At 37.9% G+C, this 19114-nt stretch carries 12 protein-coding genes, 2 tRNA genes and 3 pseudogenes; 1 reads left to right on the forward strand and 16 read right to left on the reverse strand.

Annotation, left to right across the window (positions count from 1 at the left end):
• Position 1 precedes the first annotated feature (1 nt).
• The 11 genes and pseudogenes from cyoE to OVA16_RS02990 form a co-directional block, all read right to left on the reverse strand.
• Positions 2-904 carry a heme o synthase gene (cyoE, locus tag OVA16_RS02940; protein WP_267763432.1) on the reverse strand — a complete coding sequence of 301 codons (903 nt, stop codon included), beginning with the start codon at positions 902-904 and terminating at the stop codon, positions 2-4.
• 10 nt (positions 905-914) lie between these two features.
• Positions 915-1976 (reverse strand): COX15/CtaA family protein, encoded by a 1062-nt coding sequence (locus OVA16_RS02945; RefSeq protein WP_267763433.1) that lies wholly within the window; start codon positions 1974-1976, stop codon positions 915-917.
• A gap of 95 nt (positions 1977-2071) precedes the next feature.
• A complete protein-coding gene (locus OVA16_RS02950) occupies positions 2072-3943 on the reverse strand; it encodes a cytochrome c oxidase subunit I (protein ID WP_267763434.1) in 1872 nt (623 codons plus the stop codon).
• Between the two features lie 18 nt (positions 3944-3961).
• A complete protein-coding gene (locus OVA16_RS02955; protein WP_267763435.1) occupies positions 3962-5215 on the reverse strand; it encodes a cytochrome c oxidase subunit II in 1254 nt (417 codons plus the stop codon).
• A 60-nt stretch (positions 5216-5275) separates the two neighbouring features.
• Positions 5276-6516: pseudogene (locus tag OVA16_RS02960) on the reverse strand (quinol:cytochrome C oxidoreductase).
• 15 nt (positions 6517-6531) lie between these two features.
• Positions 6532-7140: a c-type cytochrome gene (locus OVA16_RS02965; protein WP_267763436.1), complete on the reverse strand. Its 609-nt coding sequence runs from the start codon at positions 7138-7140 to the stop codon at positions 6532-6534.
• Positions 7112-7648 carry a DUF3341 domain-containing protein gene (locus OVA16_RS02970; protein WP_138729378.1) on the reverse strand — a complete coding sequence of 179 codons (537 nt, stop codon included), beginning with the start codon at positions 7646-7648 and terminating at the stop codon, positions 7112-7114. Before OVA16_RS02970 ends, OVA16_RS02965 begins: the two co-directional genes overlap by 29 nt.
• A gap of 2 nt (positions 7649-7650) precedes the next feature.
• Positions 7651-9123 (reverse strand): NrfD/PsrC family molybdoenzyme membrane anchor subunit, encoded by a 1473-nt coding sequence (gene nrfD, locus OVA16_RS02975; RefSeq protein WP_267763437.1) that lies wholly within the window; start codon positions 9121-9123, stop codon positions 7651-7653.
• Between the two features lie 24 nt (positions 9124-9147).
• A pseudogene (locus OVA16_RS02980) lies at positions 9148-12190 on the reverse strand (TAT-variant-translocated molybdopterin oxidoreductase).
• 47 nt (positions 12191-12237) lie between these two features.
• On the reverse strand, positions 12238-13524 hold the full coding sequence (locus tag OVA16_RS02985; RefSeq protein WP_267763438.1) for a c-type cytochrome: 1287 nt from the start codon (positions 13522-13524) through the stop codon (positions 12238-12240).
• Between the two features lie 255 nt (positions 13525-13779).
• Positions 13780-14760, reverse strand: coding sequence for a deoxyhypusine synthase family protein (locus OVA16_RS02990; RefSeq protein WP_267763439.1), 981 nt, complete (start codon positions 14758-14760; stop codon positions 13780-13782).
• A gap of 168 nt (positions 14761-14928) precedes the next feature.
• Here OVA16_RS02990 and OVA16_RS02995 point away from each other — a divergent pair.
• Positions 14929-16142: pseudogene (locus tag OVA16_RS02995) on the forward strand (MFS transporter).
• Positions 16143-16203: 61 nt separating this feature from the next.
• On the opposite strand, the gene OVA16_RS03000 reads toward OVA16_RS02995, so the two are convergent.
• From OVA16_RS03000 to OVA16_RS03020, 5 genes are all read right to left on the reverse strand, one after another.
• Complete coding sequence (locus OVA16_RS03000) at positions 16204-17259, reverse strand: hypothetical protein (protein WP_267763440.1); 1056 nt, start codon at positions 17257-17259, stop codon at positions 16204-16206.
• A gap of 414 nt (positions 17260-17673) precedes the next feature.
• Positions 17674-17748: transfer RNA gene (locus OVA16_RS03005), tRNA-Val, on the reverse strand.
• A 45-nt stretch (positions 17749-17793) separates the two neighbouring features.
• Positions 17794-17868: transfer RNA gene (locus OVA16_RS03010), tRNA-Val, on the reverse strand.
• Positions 17869-17970: 102 nt separating this feature from the next.
• Positions 17971-18696 (reverse strand): DNA repair protein RecO, encoded by a 726-nt coding sequence (recO, locus tag OVA16_RS03015; protein ID WP_267763441.1) that lies wholly within the window; start codon positions 18694-18696, stop codon positions 17971-17973.
• Complete coding sequence (locus tag OVA16_RS03020; protein WP_267763442.1) at positions 18697-19044, reverse strand: diacylglycerol kinase family protein; 348 nt, start codon at positions 19042-19044, stop codon at positions 18697-18699.
• Between the last annotated feature and the right edge of the window lie 70 nt (positions 19045-19114).

Raw genomic sequence — 19114 nt, forward strand, 5'->3', positions numbered from 1 at the left:
TCTATATTACTAAATCAAATAACAAAATTAACTGTACCAATGGAATATAAAAGAATGAACAAAACATCACTTTCTTAGCACTTGCTGTATCCATTTTTACCATCAACTGATAAGCATACCAGCTAAACAATAAGCCAAACAGTAATGAGGTTACCGCAACATAATAACCGCCAAATCCTAAAATTGTAGGTAATAAACTTACCGGAATTAAAACTAATGTACCCACAAAAGTGAAAACCGCACTGGTTTTATCTTTCTTCTTAGTAGGCAATAACCTAAATCCAGCTTTGCTGTAATCCTCATCCAATACCCAAGCAATTGACCAAAAGTGAGGAAATTGCCAAACGAATTGAATAGAGAATAAAACGATAGCAATTAGATAATCCATTGGAACGTAACCCACTGGAGAATGTCCAATTGCTGCAATATAACCGATAAGTGGAGGAAAAGCCCCCGGTAAAGCCCCCACAAAAACCGCTATTGGCGATTTTCTTTTTAACGGCGTATAAGCAAAAGCATATAACAAAATAGAAAACACGGAGATCAAGCCAGTCTCTAAATTAAGTTTACCCAATAACCAAGTACCTGCAATGCCCATTACCAAGCCAGAAACCAAACCTTGTCCAGTAGTCATTCTACCGGCTGGCATAGGTCTGTCTTTGGTTCTAGTCATCAACTTGTCTAAGTCAACTTCTATAATTTCGTTAAAACAATTTGCAGCTCCGGTAACCAAAAATCCTCCAACAATTAGCATTAACCAATTCATCCAATTAATTTCATCAATAATAGCTCGATCTATTTGAATTTTCGATCCAATCAAAAAGGCAATAGACGCTGAAAAAACCACTGAAAAGGTTAAGCGGAATTTAATTAGCTTCGAGAAATCAGAAAAAAACTGTTTCAATTTTTAATTTTTATGTTGTTTTATAGGTTTTGGTTCTATAAACTAACAGGTATAAATAATATTGCAGGCTAAACATCATTGTAGAAAACAAAATATGTATTGCTTGTGCATAGGGTGGCAAGCCTAAATAAGATAACAAAAAGCCTGAAGCTATTTGTACCAAAAGTACCACCATTAAATAATTTGCAGTAATTAATGGCCAAGCCTTTCCGCTAAACCTATCAATTACCATTTTGTAAACAATAAAATTGCTGATGCTTACCAAAATTGCTAAATCTCTATGATAAGAAAACACGCTTCCTATTTTAGAAACCCAAGTATTGCGCCCATTGTATTGTAACGATTTGGCAATACTATCTACCGCTTCCCGCACCTCCGTTCCTAAAATAATTTGCAGAATAGAGATGATGATGGTAAACAACAGAAAACCTTTTAGCCACATAATTCGGTACATAATTACCGAAGGCTCTTTATGTAATTGCTTTGCGTAATTATAGGTGTATATTGATATTCCTAAAATTACTAATGCTAAAAGCATGTGTACGGTAACTACCCATTGCGTTAAATTGGTAGATACTACAATAGAACCTAACCAAGCTTGGTAACCAACTACAATAATATTTAACCAGCTCAGTACAATAATTCTCTTCGCCGTTTTCCTGTAGGCGAACGACCAAATTGCAGTTAGCAGTAGCAATATACCTAGTATGGCTCCCGCAAGCCTATTTACATACTCTACCCATGTTTTTGTGGCATTAAACTCTTCATGCACCAATATAGACTTGTCTTTTCTCAGACTATCAGCCAACTGGTGCTTACCCATACTTTCCAAGTATTTGGCAAACTTCTCGTTCTTCTTTTTCCTGCCTTCTATGTACTTTGTTTCATAATCTGCAGGAAGTTGACTAGCGGAAGTAGGTGGAATGTACTGATCGAAACATTTAGGCCAGTCTGGGCAACCCATTCCAGAACCCGTGCTGCGAACAATGCCTCCGGCCAAAATTACCACTAAGGTGGCAATAATGGTTATTAAATTTATCCTAATAAATCTATTTTCAGATTTAGCAATCATTGATGTATGATAGATTTATAAAAATAAGGTACCTGTAAGTGTTTAAACAATTGCAGATACCTTATTACATATTTTCGACAAAGTCTGCGACAGTACTATTCTTGTACTGGCTTATTCGCTGCTTCCCACTCTTTTTGTATGCGTTCAGCTTCTTCGTTACCCTCAAAGTCGTGAGGTAAGTTAGAGCTTATCGTTTCAGAGAAAGGAGTTGTCTGAAGGATGAAATCTTGATCAGCCCCTGGCTTGCTATAATCATAAGGCCAACGGTATACAGTTGGAATTTCTCCTGGCCAGTTTCCGTGCAAACGTTCTACTGGAGTAGTCCACTCTAAAGTATTAGCTTCCCAAGGGTTTTGAGTTGCTTTTTTACCTCTAAAGATAGAATAGAAGAAGTTGAACAAGAATGCCACCTGTGCAAGAGCTGCAACAATAGCAGACCAAGTTACAAAGGTATTTACAGTTAACCATTTGTTCATGAACTCAAACTCAGTGAATGCATAGTAACGACGAGGCACACCATCTAAACCTAAGAAGTGTAATGGGAAGAATACTAAGTAAGCACAAATGAAAGTTACCCAAAAATGTAAGTAAGCCAACTTAGGGTTCATCATTCTACCGAACATTTTTGGAAACCAGTGGTAAACACCAGCAAGCATACCAAAGATAGCTGCAGAACCCATTACCAAGTGGAAGTGAGCCACTACAAAGTAAGTATCGTGCAAATTAATATCTAAAGAAGCATTACCTAAGAAAATACCAGTTAAACCACCAGAGATAAAGAATGATACTAAACCAACGGCAAATAACATTGCTGGTGTAAACCTGATATTACCTCTCCATAGCGTAGCTAAGTAATTAAATGTTTTTACTGCCGATGGCACCGCAATAATTAAGGTTGTGATCATAAACACACCACCTAATAGCGGGTTCATACCTGTAACAAACATGTGGTGACCCCATACGATAAACGATAGTACCGTAATACCGATTAGCGAGTAAACCATTGCATGGTAACCAAAAATTGGTTTTCTTGAGTTTACAGAGATAATTTCTGAAGAGATACCTAAAGCAGGCATAATTACGATGTATACCTCTGGGTGACCTAAGAACCAGAATAAGTGTTGCCACAAAATTGGCGAACCTCCTTCGTTGGGTAAAATCTCAGTACCGAATACTAAATCTGATAAATAGAAACTGGTGCCAAAGCTACGATCGAAGATTAAAAGTACCACACCCGAAACCAATACAGGGAAAGATAAGATACCTAAAACAGCTGTTAAAAATATAGCCCAAATGGTTAATGGCATTTTCCAAAGGTCCATTCCTTTGGTACGCATGTTCAAAATAGTAGCTACATAATTTAAACTACCCATTAATGAAGATGCCACGAAAATTACCATACTTACTAACCACAAAGTCATACCTAAGCCAGAGCCAGGCATTGCCTTTGGAACAGCAGAAAGCGGAGGATAAACCGTCCAACCACCACTGGCAGGACCAGTTTGGATAAAGAATGAACTCATCATGATGATACAAGCTACCAAGAAAAACCAGTAAGATAGCATGTTCATGAAAGGAGAAGCCATATCTCTAGCACCAAGTTGCAAAGGAATTAAAAGGTTACTAAAGGTACCACTTAAACCTGCTGTTAACACAAAGAATACCATAATAGTACCGTGTATGGTAACTAAGGCCAAGAAAAAGTCTGGCTTTATCCTTCCTCCTTCAGCCCATTTGCCTAAAAAGGTTTCTAACAAAGGAAAAGATTTATCTGGCCATGCAAGCTGAATTCTAAATAAAATAGATAAAAGCATTGCAATAACTGCCATAATGATACCAGTTATTAAAAACTGCTTGGCAATCATTTTATGGTCTTGACTAAATACGTATTTAGTTAAGAACGTTTCATGGTGATGGCCATGTCCATGATCGTCGTGGTGTGTATCGTGTAATGATATTGTTGACATAATAAGGTTTTTCCAGTATTATTTTTTTAAAGCTATTTGGTTTTTCACATCTAATTTTACCGCTGCCGCAGTTGCTGTTGTATCAGCTGCAGGAGTTTCTTCTGTAGCTGCAGGAACCGCTTCTACTGGAATTGGTAAATTAAATGCCTTTCTTAAGTCGTTAGTTAAATAAGGGGTTTGCGCTGCTAACCACTCTTTGTACTCTGCTTCGCTAACTACTCTTACATTTTTTTGCATGTTAAAGTGGTTGGCTCCACAAATTTTAGCACACAGTAAAATATAATTAAATTTAGGGTCATTAGTTTTAGTTCTCATCTCCTCTGTTGTAATTGTAGGAGTAAACTCAAAATAAGAAACCATACCCGGTACTGTATTTAATTGTACCCTAAAGTGTGGCATATAAAAGCTATGGATCACATCTTTACTTGCCAAGGTAAAACGTACAGGCTTACCAACTGGCAGTACAATTTCATCAGCCAATAAATCATCTAAACTGTTTTTATCGTTGAAATCGATACCTAAACCGTTAATTGCTGTAGTTAACTTATAGTTTCTTTTACCTACAATAGCATCTGGTCCCGGATAACGGATATCCCATAAGAATTGAGACGAAGTTACCTCAATGTTGATAGGTCTGTTATTAGCGTCTTCAGCTTTGTAGAAAATAGATCTCCAGGTTAAGAAACCTTTTAATACTAATAATGTCAACACCAAAGCAGGAACAATGGTCCAGATTTTTTCAATCGTATTGTTGTGAGGATAGTAGTAAGCTTTTCTCTTGTTAGAACTTCTGTAGATGTAAGCAAATACAAAAAGTACAATATGAGTAAGAATAAATACAATGGTAGTAATAATCAACGTTAAGTTAAACATCTCGTCAATCCTAACACCATGCTCTGATGCCGCTTCTGGCAAAATCATGCTACCGTGTACCGTGTATTCCCAATAAACACCGTATAAACCTACTATTAAAAATAGGGCAAATAATACCGCATTAATGGTGTTCCAGTTAATGCCTTCAGGCTTACCTTGCGTTTCGCGAGTTAGTTCATATACCTTTAATGCCTTGCCTATAATTGCAATAAATAAACATAAAAGCAAGAACAATAACACATAAAAAGCGGCGGTTTTATGTATTGGCCCCATATCTACAGGTTTAGCCGTAGCGGCTGCTGCTGCTTCTTGAGCAAAGGCATTTGCACTATAGAACACGGTAAATAATACCGCTAGTATTGCCATTGTTTTGTTAACTATTAATCTTCTTAAACTCATTTTCTTTAAAAGTAGTACGATGTACTGTTTTATATTAATGTTTATTGTAATCGTAACCGATTATAACTGATGGTGTAAACTCTCTTGTAAAAACGGATGGTTTTTTGCCACCAATGGCTTTTTGCTTAATGCACTCAATGTAGTGTAGGTAAATAAACCTACGAAACCTGCTGCAATTCCGATTTCTAAAATTCCAAAACCGCTACCATCTTTAGGCCCAAACTCAAACACACCTGGCATAATCATTTGGTAATAATCTACCCAGTGACCACATACCACGATGATAGATACGGTTAACAAGATGTTGATACTTCTCTTGTTATCACGATCCATTAATAGTAATAGTGGCGACAAGAAGTTCAATACTAAGTTAAGGTAGAACCAAAACTCGTAACTGTTAAAACGCTTGTAGAAGTATACCGTTTCCTCAGACATATTTGCATAGTAGATCAATAAGAACTGAGCAAACCATACGTAAGTCCAGAAAATAGAGAAACCAAAAATAAACTGTCCTAAGTTGTGTAAATGGCTATTGTTAACCCAACTCATGTAACCCGCTTTTTTCAATAGAATGATTACAATAGCGATGATAGCTAAATACTTACCCACATTGAAGCGAAGTTATACCAACCAAACATAGTTGAGAACCAGTGCGCTTCTAATGACATGATGGTATCAAAAGCGAAAACTGGTGTAGTAAATCCGTAGATCACTAAGAACACACATGAATACTTGAAACTCTTGCGGTAAGATTCTAAACCTCCAGCTAAATCCTCATTGTAAGACCATTTGGTAACAAAGTATGAAAAGATTGAATATGAACCTAAGAACAAGAATTGTCTTGTTAAGAAGAACGGAATATTCAAAAATGCTGACTTACCGTCAATAAGTTTATCGTAGCTCTCACTGCTTTTATCTACTAAAGCTGGATCAGCCCAGTGGTGATAAAGATTGTGTGTAAACAAACCTGCCGAAATAATTGCGATTAGAATTATAGCAGCTAAAGGTAAGTTTTTTGCCATTGCTTGAGGTACACGTAATATCGACGCTGACCATCCTGCTTGAGCAACAAATTGTACTGCCAAGAAGAAGGTAGCAGACATACATACGCAAGCGAAATAATAACCCATCAGTAATAGATTGGCATAAGTACGCTCGTGCATTGCATGCGCATGTTCGTGATTAAAAAACAAGCCGTAAGCAATTGTCAAAATACCAATTACGATACCAACAATACTCAGGGTTTTTGCTTTTCCAGTAAACTCAAATTGTTCACTTAAATTATAATGATGAGTTCCCATTTATATCTGCTTTTCTTATTGTATTTTTTGTAATTGTTGAACATACATCACTACTTTCCATCTTTCTTCTGGGCTAAGTTGTGAAGCATGAGATCCCATTGCATTTAAACCATACATAATGGTATGATAAATTTTTCCAGCAGGCATATCTTTCATTAAACCACCACGAGATGAATTTGCATCAGCGCCATGATAAGCAGGCACACCTGAAATACCTTTGTCTAATTTTACGATATGACCTTGACCATCACCTTGATCACCATGACATGGCGCACAGAAAACTGTATAAAAGTGCTTTCCTTCAGTCAAATTTTTCTCTGTTAATGCCAATGGATTTACTAACGCAACAGATGCTTCGTATCCTTCTTTTGTGTTAGGATATTCATATCTGATATAATCAACAGGCTTTGTATTTGGAGGTGGCGTTTGTGACGTCGCTCCGTTAGCAAAGTTCTTATTTGGCTGATCTTGATTGTAAGCAATCGGATCATACATGTTTCTTGCGTACTCTAAACCTGTACTTTTGTTATCGTTACAAGCCGAAAGCATCGCTACAGAAGCCAGTAAGCTAAATGCCCCTAAAACAATTCTATTCTTATTCATAGCTAAGATACTTCCTTTCATTATGTTTAACTTCTAAAGCACCTGCTCCTTTTAAAAGTTCGTCAATTTTATCGTGTTCAGTATTTTGCTTTGCATCAATCGCAATGATGAAACGATCATCAGTTGCACGTAAGTCCATCACTCTCGGCGCTCTTCCTGGAAACAAGTGGGTAGAGGCATAATAAGAACCTACTAAACCAAATGCACAGAATAGAATAGTTAACTCGAAAGTAATTGGAATAAAATCTGGCAAAGCAAAGTGCGTTTTACCACCAATGTTAACTGGCCAATCTACCGCTGTAGCTAAATAAACACCAGTAAGCATGGTTATTGTACCTGTAATTCCGAAAAAGAAAGCAGCTATATCTAGCCTAGATCTTTTAACGCCTAATTTTGCCTCGATACCGTGAATAGGCATTGGAGTATAAACATCATAAATAGCGATGTTATTTTCCTGCAATTTCTCGATGCCGTGCAGCATCTCATCAGGATCACCAAAACTGCCTAAAATATATTTGATATTACTCATTGTTATATTTTTGCGTAATCTTCTTGTTTAACACTATCAAATTTCTCTAAAGACTCTACGTACTCAGCTACGTGTTCTTTATCTAAATGACCTTCTTTGATCAATTTCATTTTAGACTGCTCACTTGCAGTTTTCAATATCATTTTAACCTCCGCAATGGCGATAGAAGGTAACACTCTTAAGAACAATAGGAATAAGGTAAAGAATACACCTATTGAGCCAACAAACACGCCCACATCTACCCACGATGGATAGAACATTGTCCAGCTTGATGGGATATAATCACGGTGTAATGAAGTTACAATGATTACGAAACGCTCGAACCACATACCTATGTTTACTACAATAGATAAAATCCAAGTAGCTGGGATGCTTAAACGAACTTTTTTGAACCACAACAACTGTGGAGAGATTACGTTACAAGTCATCATCATCCAATAAGCCCACCAGTATGGTCCTGTTGCACGGTTAATGAACGCATATTGCTCATATTGTGACCCAGAGTACCAAGCGATGAAGAACTCCGTTAAATAAGCCACACCTACAATCGAGCCTGTCAAGATGATAATCTTATTCATTGATTCGATGTGGAACATCGTGATATAGTTTTCTAAACCTAATACTTTACGTACAACCAACATTAGGGTTAATACCATCGCGAAACCTGAGAAGATCGCACCCGCAACGAAGTAAGGAGGGAAAATGGTAGTGTGCCATCCCGGAATTACCGAAGTTGCAAAGTCCATTGATACAATAGTGTGTACCGAAAGTACCAGTGGTGTAGAAATACCTGCTAAGATTAATGATACCGCCTCGAAACGTTGCCAAGTTTTAACACTTCCTGTCCATCCGAAAGAAAAGATAGTATAAATCTTTTTACGCATTCCAGTTGCTCTATCTCTAATTGTTGCGATATCTGGCAATAAACCTGTGTACCAGAATAATAATGATACAGAGAAATAAGTTGAGATCGCAAACATATCCCATACCAATGGAGAGTTAAAGTTTACCCAAAGTGAACCAAATTGATTTGGTAAAGGTAATACCCAATAAGCTAACCATGGACGGCCCATGTGTGATACAACGTAGGTAGCGGCACAAATAACGGCGAAAATTGTCATCGCCTCTGCCGAACGGTTGATGGAGTTACGCCAGTTTTGACGGAAGAGTAATAATACTGCTGAAATTAATGTTCCAGCGTGACCAATACCTACCCACCATACGAAACCGGTGATATCCCAAGCCCAACCTACTGTTTTATTTAATCCCCAAGCACCAATACCAAACCAGAAGGTGTAACCTACAGAAACGATCCATAGGGTAGCGCCGCATAGTGCTAGGATAAATCCGATCCACCATGCCCTGTTTGGCTTATTTTCTACCGGCGATAGGATCTCTTCCGTAATTTGTGCATACGTAATGTCCTTGCCGGTAATTAATGGTTCTCTTAAAATTGATTCGCTATGTCCTGACATAATTTATATTGCTGTAAGTAAAGCCTAAGCGTGTACTTCTTTTGTTGTTGAATCTATATTTCTAATCTTAGTCATGTAACCAATTCCTGGCTCAACGTTGATCTCTTCTAATACGTAATAAGTACGCTCGCTACGTAGGGCTTTAGAAACTTCCGAGTTAGGATCGTTTTTATCACCGAAGATAATTGCGTTGGCAGAACAAGCTTGTTGACAAGCCATTTTGATATCGCCATCTTTCAATGCACGTTTTTCTAATTTGGCAGTTAACTTACCAGCTTGGATACGTTGGATACACATCGAACATTTTTCCATTACACCACGTGAACGTGTGGTAACATCAGGGTTCAATACTAATTGTGTAAATTCATTGTTCAAATAGTTATCGAAACGTGAATCGTTCCAGTAGTTGAACCAGTTGAAACGACGAACTTTGTATGGACAGTTGTTTGCACAGTAACGTGTACCTACGCAACGGTTATAAGCCATGTGGTTTAAGCCGTCTGATGAGTGTACTGTTGCCAATACTGGACATACCGTTTCGCAAGGTGCGTGATCACAATGTTGACACAACATTGGTTGGTGCACTACAGAAACATTCTCTAAGTTATCTAAGTGAGCAATTTCTTTCTCTTCAGTTACTGCACCATGTTGCTCATCGTTAAAGCTATAGTAACGATCGATACGTAACCAGTGCATCTCACGACGACGACGAACCTCGTCTTTACCAACAACTGGAATGTTATTTTCTACGTTACAAGCAACGATACACGAACCACAACCTGTACAAGCATTCAAATCGATTGCCATTACCCAGTTGTTACCCAACATTTCGTGTTTATCGGTAGTCCACAAATCATAAACTTTGTGTTTGTGGTGGTTACCTGAACCAGCAGCTGGATCTTTTAAGAAATCCTTGAAGCTAGCTTCACGTACGATATTTCTACCCTCGAAAGAGTAGTGAGTTTGTGTTTGTGCTAATTCTTCCCAACGGCCAGTACCCGTTAAAGTTGCAGTAGTTGCATATTTTAAAGTACCGTTGGTATACGTTACAAATGGGAAAGCATTTTTACCTACGTTGTTACCAGCTTTACCAGCCTTTGTACGTCCGTAACCTAAAGCTACAGAAGCAGTACCCATTGCTTGGCCTGGTTGGAACAATACTGGCAAATCTACCGTATAACCATTTTCAGCTTTAATGCTTACTACATCAAATTCCTTGTAACCTAACTTCTCAGCCTGACGAGGATTTAAAGCTACATAGTTATCCCAAGTTACTTTGGTTACCGGACAAGGGAACTCTTGCAAGAATGCATTGTTCGCTTGTTTACCATCACGCATTGGAATGCTTTCGAAAATCTGAAGCTCGATATCTTTCTTCAATGCTTTGCTGCTTGCTACGATAGCCGCTGCTACTGCATCTAAAGATAGAGTGAAACCATAGCTACCTGCTGCTTTTGGCGCAGAAGCGATTACACCTGTTTGTAAAACATCTTCCCAAGTTTTACCTGCTGCTGGTAAAATATTTTTCTCCCAGTAGTTACGTACATATTGGTAGTAATCTTGTACAGGAGCATCAGCCCAAGTTAGCAAGCTTTGCTCCGCCTGACGAGAGTTGAAAACTGGATTGATAGTAGGTTGAACGATAGAATAGAAACCTTCGTAAGTATTGGCATCGCCCCAAGCCTCTAAATAGTTTGGCGTAATTGCTACTACATCAGAAAGGTCTGACGTTTCATCTTCTCTATCAGAGAAAGAAACTTTCAAAGCAACTTTAGCTAAACCATCAGTAAAGGCTTTTACGTTGATGGCATCGTAAGCTGGGTTTGAGTTCAAGAAAAACACCGCACCAACTTCACCTTTGTTCATTTCGTCAACTAATAATGCAAATTCAGCATCATTGCCTTCGTAACGTTTACAAGGGTTATCTAAATCGATAGTAGTACCGTAGCTACCAATAGCCACGTTAATTGCGTTTACTAAAGTTTGAACAGAAACATCGTTAGAACCAGCTACTACAACCGCCTTACCTTTGTTCTGTAATAATTCTTTAGCTACTAATTTGATTGCTTTATCAGCAGTTGCGTTATCTGGCAAGCCAGCACCTGGCAAACTAGCACCAGTAATTGCATTGTATAAAGCGATTAACGCAGGTCCTTCTTCAGATAATTTTAAAGCAATACGAGTATCAGCATTAGTACCTGTTAAACTCATACCAGCTTCAAACTGGAAGTGACGAGACATTTTCTTTTTCTCTAACGATTTGTAATCTCTGTTAGAAGTGTATTGAGCAGTAAATTCTTCGCCGCTAATCCAAGTTCCTAAGAAATCGGCTGCAAAGCTTACAATTAAATCTGCTTTATCGAAGTTGTATTTTGGCAACACTGCTTTACCAAAGCTATTCTCGTTAGCTTTGATGATACCAGTGTAAGAAATTGGATCGTATTGAACCAATTTAGTAGTAGGATATTTTGCTGTAAACTCGGTTACTACCGCTTTAGCCGAAGGGCTGTTTAAAGAACTTGCTACTATACGAATTTGTTTACCCGAAGCTTGTACTTTGTTCAGTTCGCCTTTAACGAATTTATCCAAATCTGCCCAAGTAGTTTCATCCTTTTTTAATAACGGAGTTTTAAGCTTAGATACATCATACAAATCTAAAACCGAAGCTTGAGCTTGTGCATCAGTACCACGACTAAACGCTCCTGCATTTGGATTTACCTCAATTTTAATTGGACGACCTACCACAGTTTTTACCATTACACTGTTTCCTTTGAAACTAGAAACATAATAGTTAGGAATACCTGGAGTTACCTCTTCTGGTCTAACTAAGTAAGGGATTGATTTGTGTACTTGTTGCTTTTTGACACGCAGCTAAAGTTACAGCACCTAAACCAAAACCTAATGCCTTTAAAAAGTCACGGCGTGGGGTAACTGTACTTAATCCTGCTTCACTTAAAACATCTTCTATTGGAAGCGGCTCGGCAAATTCGCTTTTGTTGTTTTCAACAAACTCGGGAGTTTTGTTCAACTCCTCCAAACCTTTCCAGTATTTTTTGTTGCTTTCCATTTAAGCTATATTACTGTTTATCGAACGTTCTTAAAAAACTCTATTAATTAATAGTGGCACTTACCACACTCTAAACCGCCTAACAATGCTGGTGTAATTTTCTCACCTTTTTTGATTTTTTCGTGAGCTGCAATTACGTTAGCATAGAAAGCATCGTTTTTCTTATTAGAAATATCTGCTTCTCTGTGGCAATTGATACACCATTTCATAGTTAATGGAGAGTATTGATAAACCTCTTCCATGGTATTAACCGGACCGTGACAAGCGAAACAAACTGGGTCTTTAGGATTTAAACCTGCCTCTTTACGGATAGCTTCTTCGCCTACCACTACGTGTTGAGAGTGGTTAAAGTAAGCGAAATCTGGCAAGTTGTGTACACGTACCCACTCAATCGGCTTCTCTTTAGTTTTGTCGTAAGTTTGAGTTTCTGGATTGTAACCCAAAGCGTTATAGATTTTTTGAATTTCTGGAGAAATCAAACCATCATCTGTTCTTGCCTGTACGTTTTTATGACAGTTCATACAAACGTTTAACGAAGGAATAGTTGAGTTTTTTGATTTGAATGCACCAGTATGGCAGTACTGACAATCGATTTGATTGATACCAGCGTGTAACTCGTGAGAGAATTTAATTGGTTGTGTTGGCTGGTAACCAGTGTGAACGCCAGTGTTCCACATACCCATCCAACCGAATGAACCTAAAACAATCACTAAACACAACACCGTAAAGAATACAAACTTCTTGTTTTTGAACAAGCCTTTTACACCAGTTGCAAAAGAAACACTTTCTTCTTCTACAGCAATGCCTTGTTTTTCTAAGATTAAGCGCTCTAACATTTTAACCGCTCTGCCCAACACTACCAATACCACAATAGATAGTACAATGATAGCAATTACACCAGCGATAGAAAGTCCAGAAACACCTTCGTCTTTAACTTCTGCACCTGGCACAACAGCAGGTTTAGGCTCGCCCTCTTTGGCATAAGCAATGATGTTCTTGATTTGATCATCAGTTAATGTAGGGAATGCTGTCATTTCTGACGGCGAGTATTTCGAAGCCTCGATAGCCTGCGCATTACCCGATGCAATTAAAGCCTGATTGTTTCTGATCCAAGGAATCAAGAACGATTCGTCTCGCTCGTTCATCTTTGGAGTTAAGGCAGGACCAGCATTTGGCGCATCAAGAGCGTGACAAGAAGCACACTTCGACTTAAATAAAGTTCTTCCCTCTACCACATCTTGCGCTTTCGATACATTTACAGTTAAAAAAGATAGTGCAGCTACTACTAATGTTGCTTTTCTAAGTTTTTTAAGTCCGAATGAGATATTCCTCATAATGAGTATTTTATGCTTTATTTTGAAATATAATTGTTAATCTAAGTGATGAATGATGATTTACCTCTCAGAAATAATTGGACAAAAGTAAGCTTTATTAAGATACCAATGACATATTAATGACAGTGAAATACAATTTATAATCATTCTAAACAAATGCATTTTTATGTGCTAGAACTAAATAAATCAGCGATTTTTCACAAAATCGCTGACTCACTTAGGGTTAATTTTACACCCCAATATTTTGAAATTAAATTATTGTTTTAAAATCCAAGCAAACATTAATGGTGCTACAATTGTAGCATCGCTTTCTACGATAAATTTTGGTGTGTGGATATCTAATTTGCCCCAGGTAATTTTCTCATTAGGAACTGCGCCAGAATAAGAGCCATACGAAGTAGTAGAATCTGAAATCTGACAGAAATAGCTCCAGAAAGGAATGTTTTCCATCTCCATATCTTGATAAAGCATTGGCACTACACATATAGGAAAATCTCCTGCAATACCTCCCCCAATTTGAAAGAAGCCAATTCCTTTACCTTCAGAATTTTTCACGTACCAATCTGCCAACCAGCCCATGTATTCGATACCGCTTTTCATGGTAGTGGCCTTAAATTCGTTCTTAATTACATAAGAAGCGAAAATGTTACCCATGGTACTATCTTCCCATCCTGGCACTACAATTGGCAAGTTTTTCTCTGCCGCAGCTAACATCCAAGAATTTTTAGGGTCAATTTCGTAGTACTGCTCCAACACGCCACTGTTTAACATTTTGTACATAAACTCATGCGGGAAGTAACGCTCGCCTTTATCATCGGCATCTTTCCAAATGGCGTGGATATGTTTTTGCAAACGACGGAAAGCTTCTTCTTCTGGAATACAAGTATCTGTAACGCGGTTGTAGTGGTTCTCTAACAAATCCCACTCGTCTTGTGGACTTAAATCGCGATAGTTAGGCACTCTTTTATAGTGTGAATGAGCAACCAAGTTCATGATATCCTCTTCTAAGTTAGCTCCTGTACAAGAAATAATTGAAACTTTATCTTGTCTAATCATTTCCGCTAACGAAATACCCAACTCGGCGGTACTCATCGCTCCAGCAAGGGTAATCATCATTTTACCGCCCTCATCTAAATGCGTTTCGTAACCTTTAGCCGCATCCATCATTGCCGCAGCGTTAAAATGGAGGTAGTTCGTCTCCATGAATTTCGATATTGGTCCTCTATTTACACTCATTTTATATTCATTTTGTTTTCGCCGCAAAAGTACAAATTGATTTACGATTTTAGGTTTACGATTTACGATTTGACGCAAAACACTAAAAATAGCACTACAGTTAAGCAGTTTTACGATTAACCGATTAAGCTTAATAAAATGCGTAGATTTGTCTAAAACCCTTTATTCATGAACTCAAACCCCTCTGATTTTAGCAAAGCAAATGCTACAGTGTTCCCTATTTTATTTGCTTTAAGTTTTTCGCACCTACTTAACGACACCATTCAATCTTTAATTCCAGCCATTTATCCGTTGGTTAAAAACTCTTACCATCTTACTTTTTCACAGATTGGCCTAATCACGCTAACTTTTCAACTAGCTGCGTCTCTTTTTCAGCCCTTTGTTGGCTTATATACTGATAAAAAACCTCAGCCTTACTCCTTAGCCATAGGTATGGGCTTTACTTTAATGGGTTTAATTACACTTTCGTTATCAAACAGCTTTTATTTGATCTTATTTTCGGTGGCGTTAGTTGGCACTGGCTCCTCTATTTTTCATCCCGAGGCTTCGAGAATGGCACATGCCGCATCTGGCGGGAAACGAGGATTGGCACAATCGGTATTTCAATTGGGAGGCAACGCTGGAAGTTCAATTGGGCCACTTTTAGCCGCTTGGATCATTGTTCCAAAAGGACAGTTTGGCGTAATTTGGTTCTCAGTGATAGCTTTACTAGCAATTATGGTGCTAAGCTATGTAGGTAAATGGTACAAAGGATACATTATTAATCGCGAAGCAAAGAAAGGCAGTGCAGTAACAGAAGGACACCAACTTTCGAAAAGGAGGGTAGTTTTTGCGATCGGAATTTTACTTGTATTGATCTTTTCGAAATACACTTTTATATGGCAAGTTTAACCAGCTACTTCACTTTTTATTTAATTGATAAATTTCATGTTTCGGTACAAACCTCACAGATTTATTTGTTTGTTTTCTTGTTCTCGGTAGCGGCAGGCACTTTATTAGGCGGCCCAATTGGCGATAGAATTGGCCGTAAATATGTGATTTGGGTGTCTATTTTGGGCGCAGCGCCTTTTGCCTTACTTTTACCTCATGCAAATCTCTTTTGGACGGGCGTTTTAATTGTACCCATAGGGATGATTTTAGCTTCTGCTTTTTCAGCGATTTTAGTTTACGCACAAGAATTGATCCCAGGCAAAGTTGGTCTAGTAGCTGGTCTTTTCTTCGGCTTTGCCTTTGGCATGGGCGGTTTGGGCTCTGCTTTAATTGGCAATTTAGCAGACAAAACCAGCATCAACTATGTTTTTTCTATCTGTGCATATTTACCGTTAATTGGATTGATTACGATGTTTTTACCGAACATCAGCACCACTAGAAAAGCTAAGTAATTAAAAAAACTGCGCATTAATTTTGAAGATTAATGCGCAGTTACCCATTAGTTAAATTGGTTTATTTTAATGCACTAAAAAAAGCTTCGGTATGAAAATCTAGAAACTTTTTGGCACCTGCGTATACACCTTCAATATATTTCTTGTTATCTACCTTTATTATTTTTGCCGTTTCCGATGACCTATCCTCTGGTGTAAAATAAGTTACGTATAAATTGCTTGTTCCTACAAAATCGGCTCCACCCCTTGCAAAGCTGGTTACTTTTGTATCTTCTATCACATCATTAATTTCTAATGGCTTAGATAATTGTCCGCTGTAGCTGGTAGTAGCGCCCAAGCCCATTTTACCGTAGGCAAAATTAACAGTGCTATTAATGGCAGTAATACTATTTTGGCCTTTAAGCCTAATGAAAGAGTCGTTATCAGACATCACGATTGCTTCAGTATCTGCTATGCGCAAATTTGTTTTTATTTTAATTGATGCGCCACCACCTTGAAAAGCTGTTTTATCTTCTACAAACATTACGTAGATATTTACATCTGCAATTATCGCATCACCCAAGGCTTTAGACAACTTCGGATACAAGAAAGAAGCATTCCCTAAAAAACCACCGCTTTTGGTTTTACCGTCTTGTTTCAGTTTCTTAACAAACCATTCATAATAGGTTGGCGCAGTTGTCATAGTACCTGGAAATTGTGCTAAGCTTGCTTTGCCCCCCTGCATTTTTACATACTCCTCATATACTTCTGTTTTACCAGCTTCGTCTGCGCTTACAACCTGCAACCCTTTTGCTTTAATTTGGGACAGGAAATCGTTGTATAGCTTGTCCGTAATTTGCTGAACATCGGCTTCCGATAATCCTGTTAAGCCAACAGAAGCTTCGGCTTTGGCATCGCCCCTATATCCTCCGCCCAGCATACGACCGCCCTGCTTAAATTTTTGCTTTTCGTTGTAAATTTGATAGTTGATTGCAAAATTTGAAATATAGATCTTAGTTGCATCTTTAGCTTTACCTAGCCCAAATTTTGTCTCCTTTGGTTTAAACTCTCCCAAGGTTTGTGCGCTTACACTTACCGAAAAAACAGTAATAAGTGCAAATAGTAGTTTTGTTTTCATCTTTGTACTTTCTTATTAGAAGCTGTATCACTTTCGATTGCTAAGTTGCAGAGATGAATAACTAAACCGAATACCCTTTTACACGGAATTGAAGTACGGGATAATACGTAGAGAATAGAACAAATACGATGTCGAGCTATTACGGCTAGCTCTCTCTAAGAAATTAGCTTTACCCTACCAAAACCAGCACATTCAAAAATCTCACTTTAAACAATTGTACAATCTCCAGTTTTACCGGTAAAGCCATTGTGGTTGGTTTTATACTTTGCTAAACGTTTTCAATATCCGATGTGGAGCCAACGTAATAGCGGTTGCGGGAAGGAGAATACAAGATGTAGGTAATGAACATCTCTTAAATTTAAGACATTTACCAAAAACAAAAAAGCCTTGCTAGTTAAACTAACAAGGCTTAAGTGGAAAATGAGGGATTCGAACCCCCGACCCCCTCGGTGTAAACGAGGTGCTCTGAACCAGCTGAGCTAATTTTCCAATATTTTAGATAATCTTCGTTTACAATCCTGCAAACTTATTGAGTGGAAAATGAGGGATTCGAACCCCCGACCCCCTCGGTGTAAACGAGGTGCTCTGAACCAGCTGAGCTAATTTTCCAGTATTTCAATTTTAAACTACTTTTCAGCATAACCACCGTTTTCGTTTGGGAATGCAAATATAGCGTTATATTATTTCTTTACAATTCTTTTTTTCATTTTTTTAAGAAAGCACCTCCTCTAAAATCTGATGCGACTTTATTTTACCGAAAGAAGCAGTATGCAACTGATAGTAAATCAATATTTTATCTAACAAATCTCGGCGATACGTATTGGTAAATTTTATCGTACTAATTTTCTCAAAAGAAGTGTCGAGTAGTTGCATCAAGGCATTTCCTTCTGAAGCGGCTACAAAATAAGGATGTACAGGAGCCACAGACGTGAAGTTACCATCCTGTAAATCGAAATACTTTTGATCCTGCCGAATTTGTGCTTGCGGGGCAAATCCTAAAAACCGAGTTAACTTCATTAAAAAAGACAGATGAAAATTTACACTTATCCCTTGCGTTTCATCAAACCAACTAATTGCATTATACAGATAAGAAAATAGTTGCTCATCTACATATTGCTGCCTAATACTTTTATACAAAACCTCATTTAAGAACTGAATAATGGTATTCTTAATTACATCGTAAGGAATACTCTTAAATATGGGCATTGGTCTGGCTTCCTGTACTCTTTGTATCTGCGTGTTCTGTTTGTGGTAAACTACCATGTCTAGCAAGTGTAAAGGCTGCAACACATTCATCGGGATTTTTGCCTTTGGCTTTTTAACCCCATTAATGAGATAAGATTGAATACCAAATTTTTCGGTAAACACCTGCACTACCACACTGCTTTCGCTATATGTAGTGGTTAGCAATACAATACCTCGGGTTTTATGCAGCATTTAAAAAATTTTAGGCACAAAAATAATCAAAGCTACGGTTAAAGCCATTAACGCGATTATTAAAACTGCAGCCGCTGCAATATCTTTTACCAAGCCAGCTTTAGGGTTAAATTCGGGAGAAACCAAATCCACCAAGGCTTCAAGTGAGGTATTCATCAGCTCTGCTGCCAAAACACAACCCACACAAATGGCGATAGCCAACCATTCTAAAAACGAAATATTAAATGAAAAACCTGCAATCACAACCAGCAACGCAGCAAACAACTGAACCCGAACATTTAGCTGGGTTTTAATGGCGTAAATTAATCCGTTCAAAGCAAATGTAAATCCTCTAAAAAACTTCTGCATATTTGGTTTAAAGTTACATCATTTTAGCTACAACAATTAGGCAAAAACCTTGTTTATAAAGACAATATTA

The organism is Pedobacter sp. SL55 (genome assembly GCF_026625705.1).
Taxonomy (GTDB): domain Bacteria; phylum Bacteroidota; class Bacteroidia; order Sphingobacteriales; family Sphingobacteriaceae; genus Pedobacter.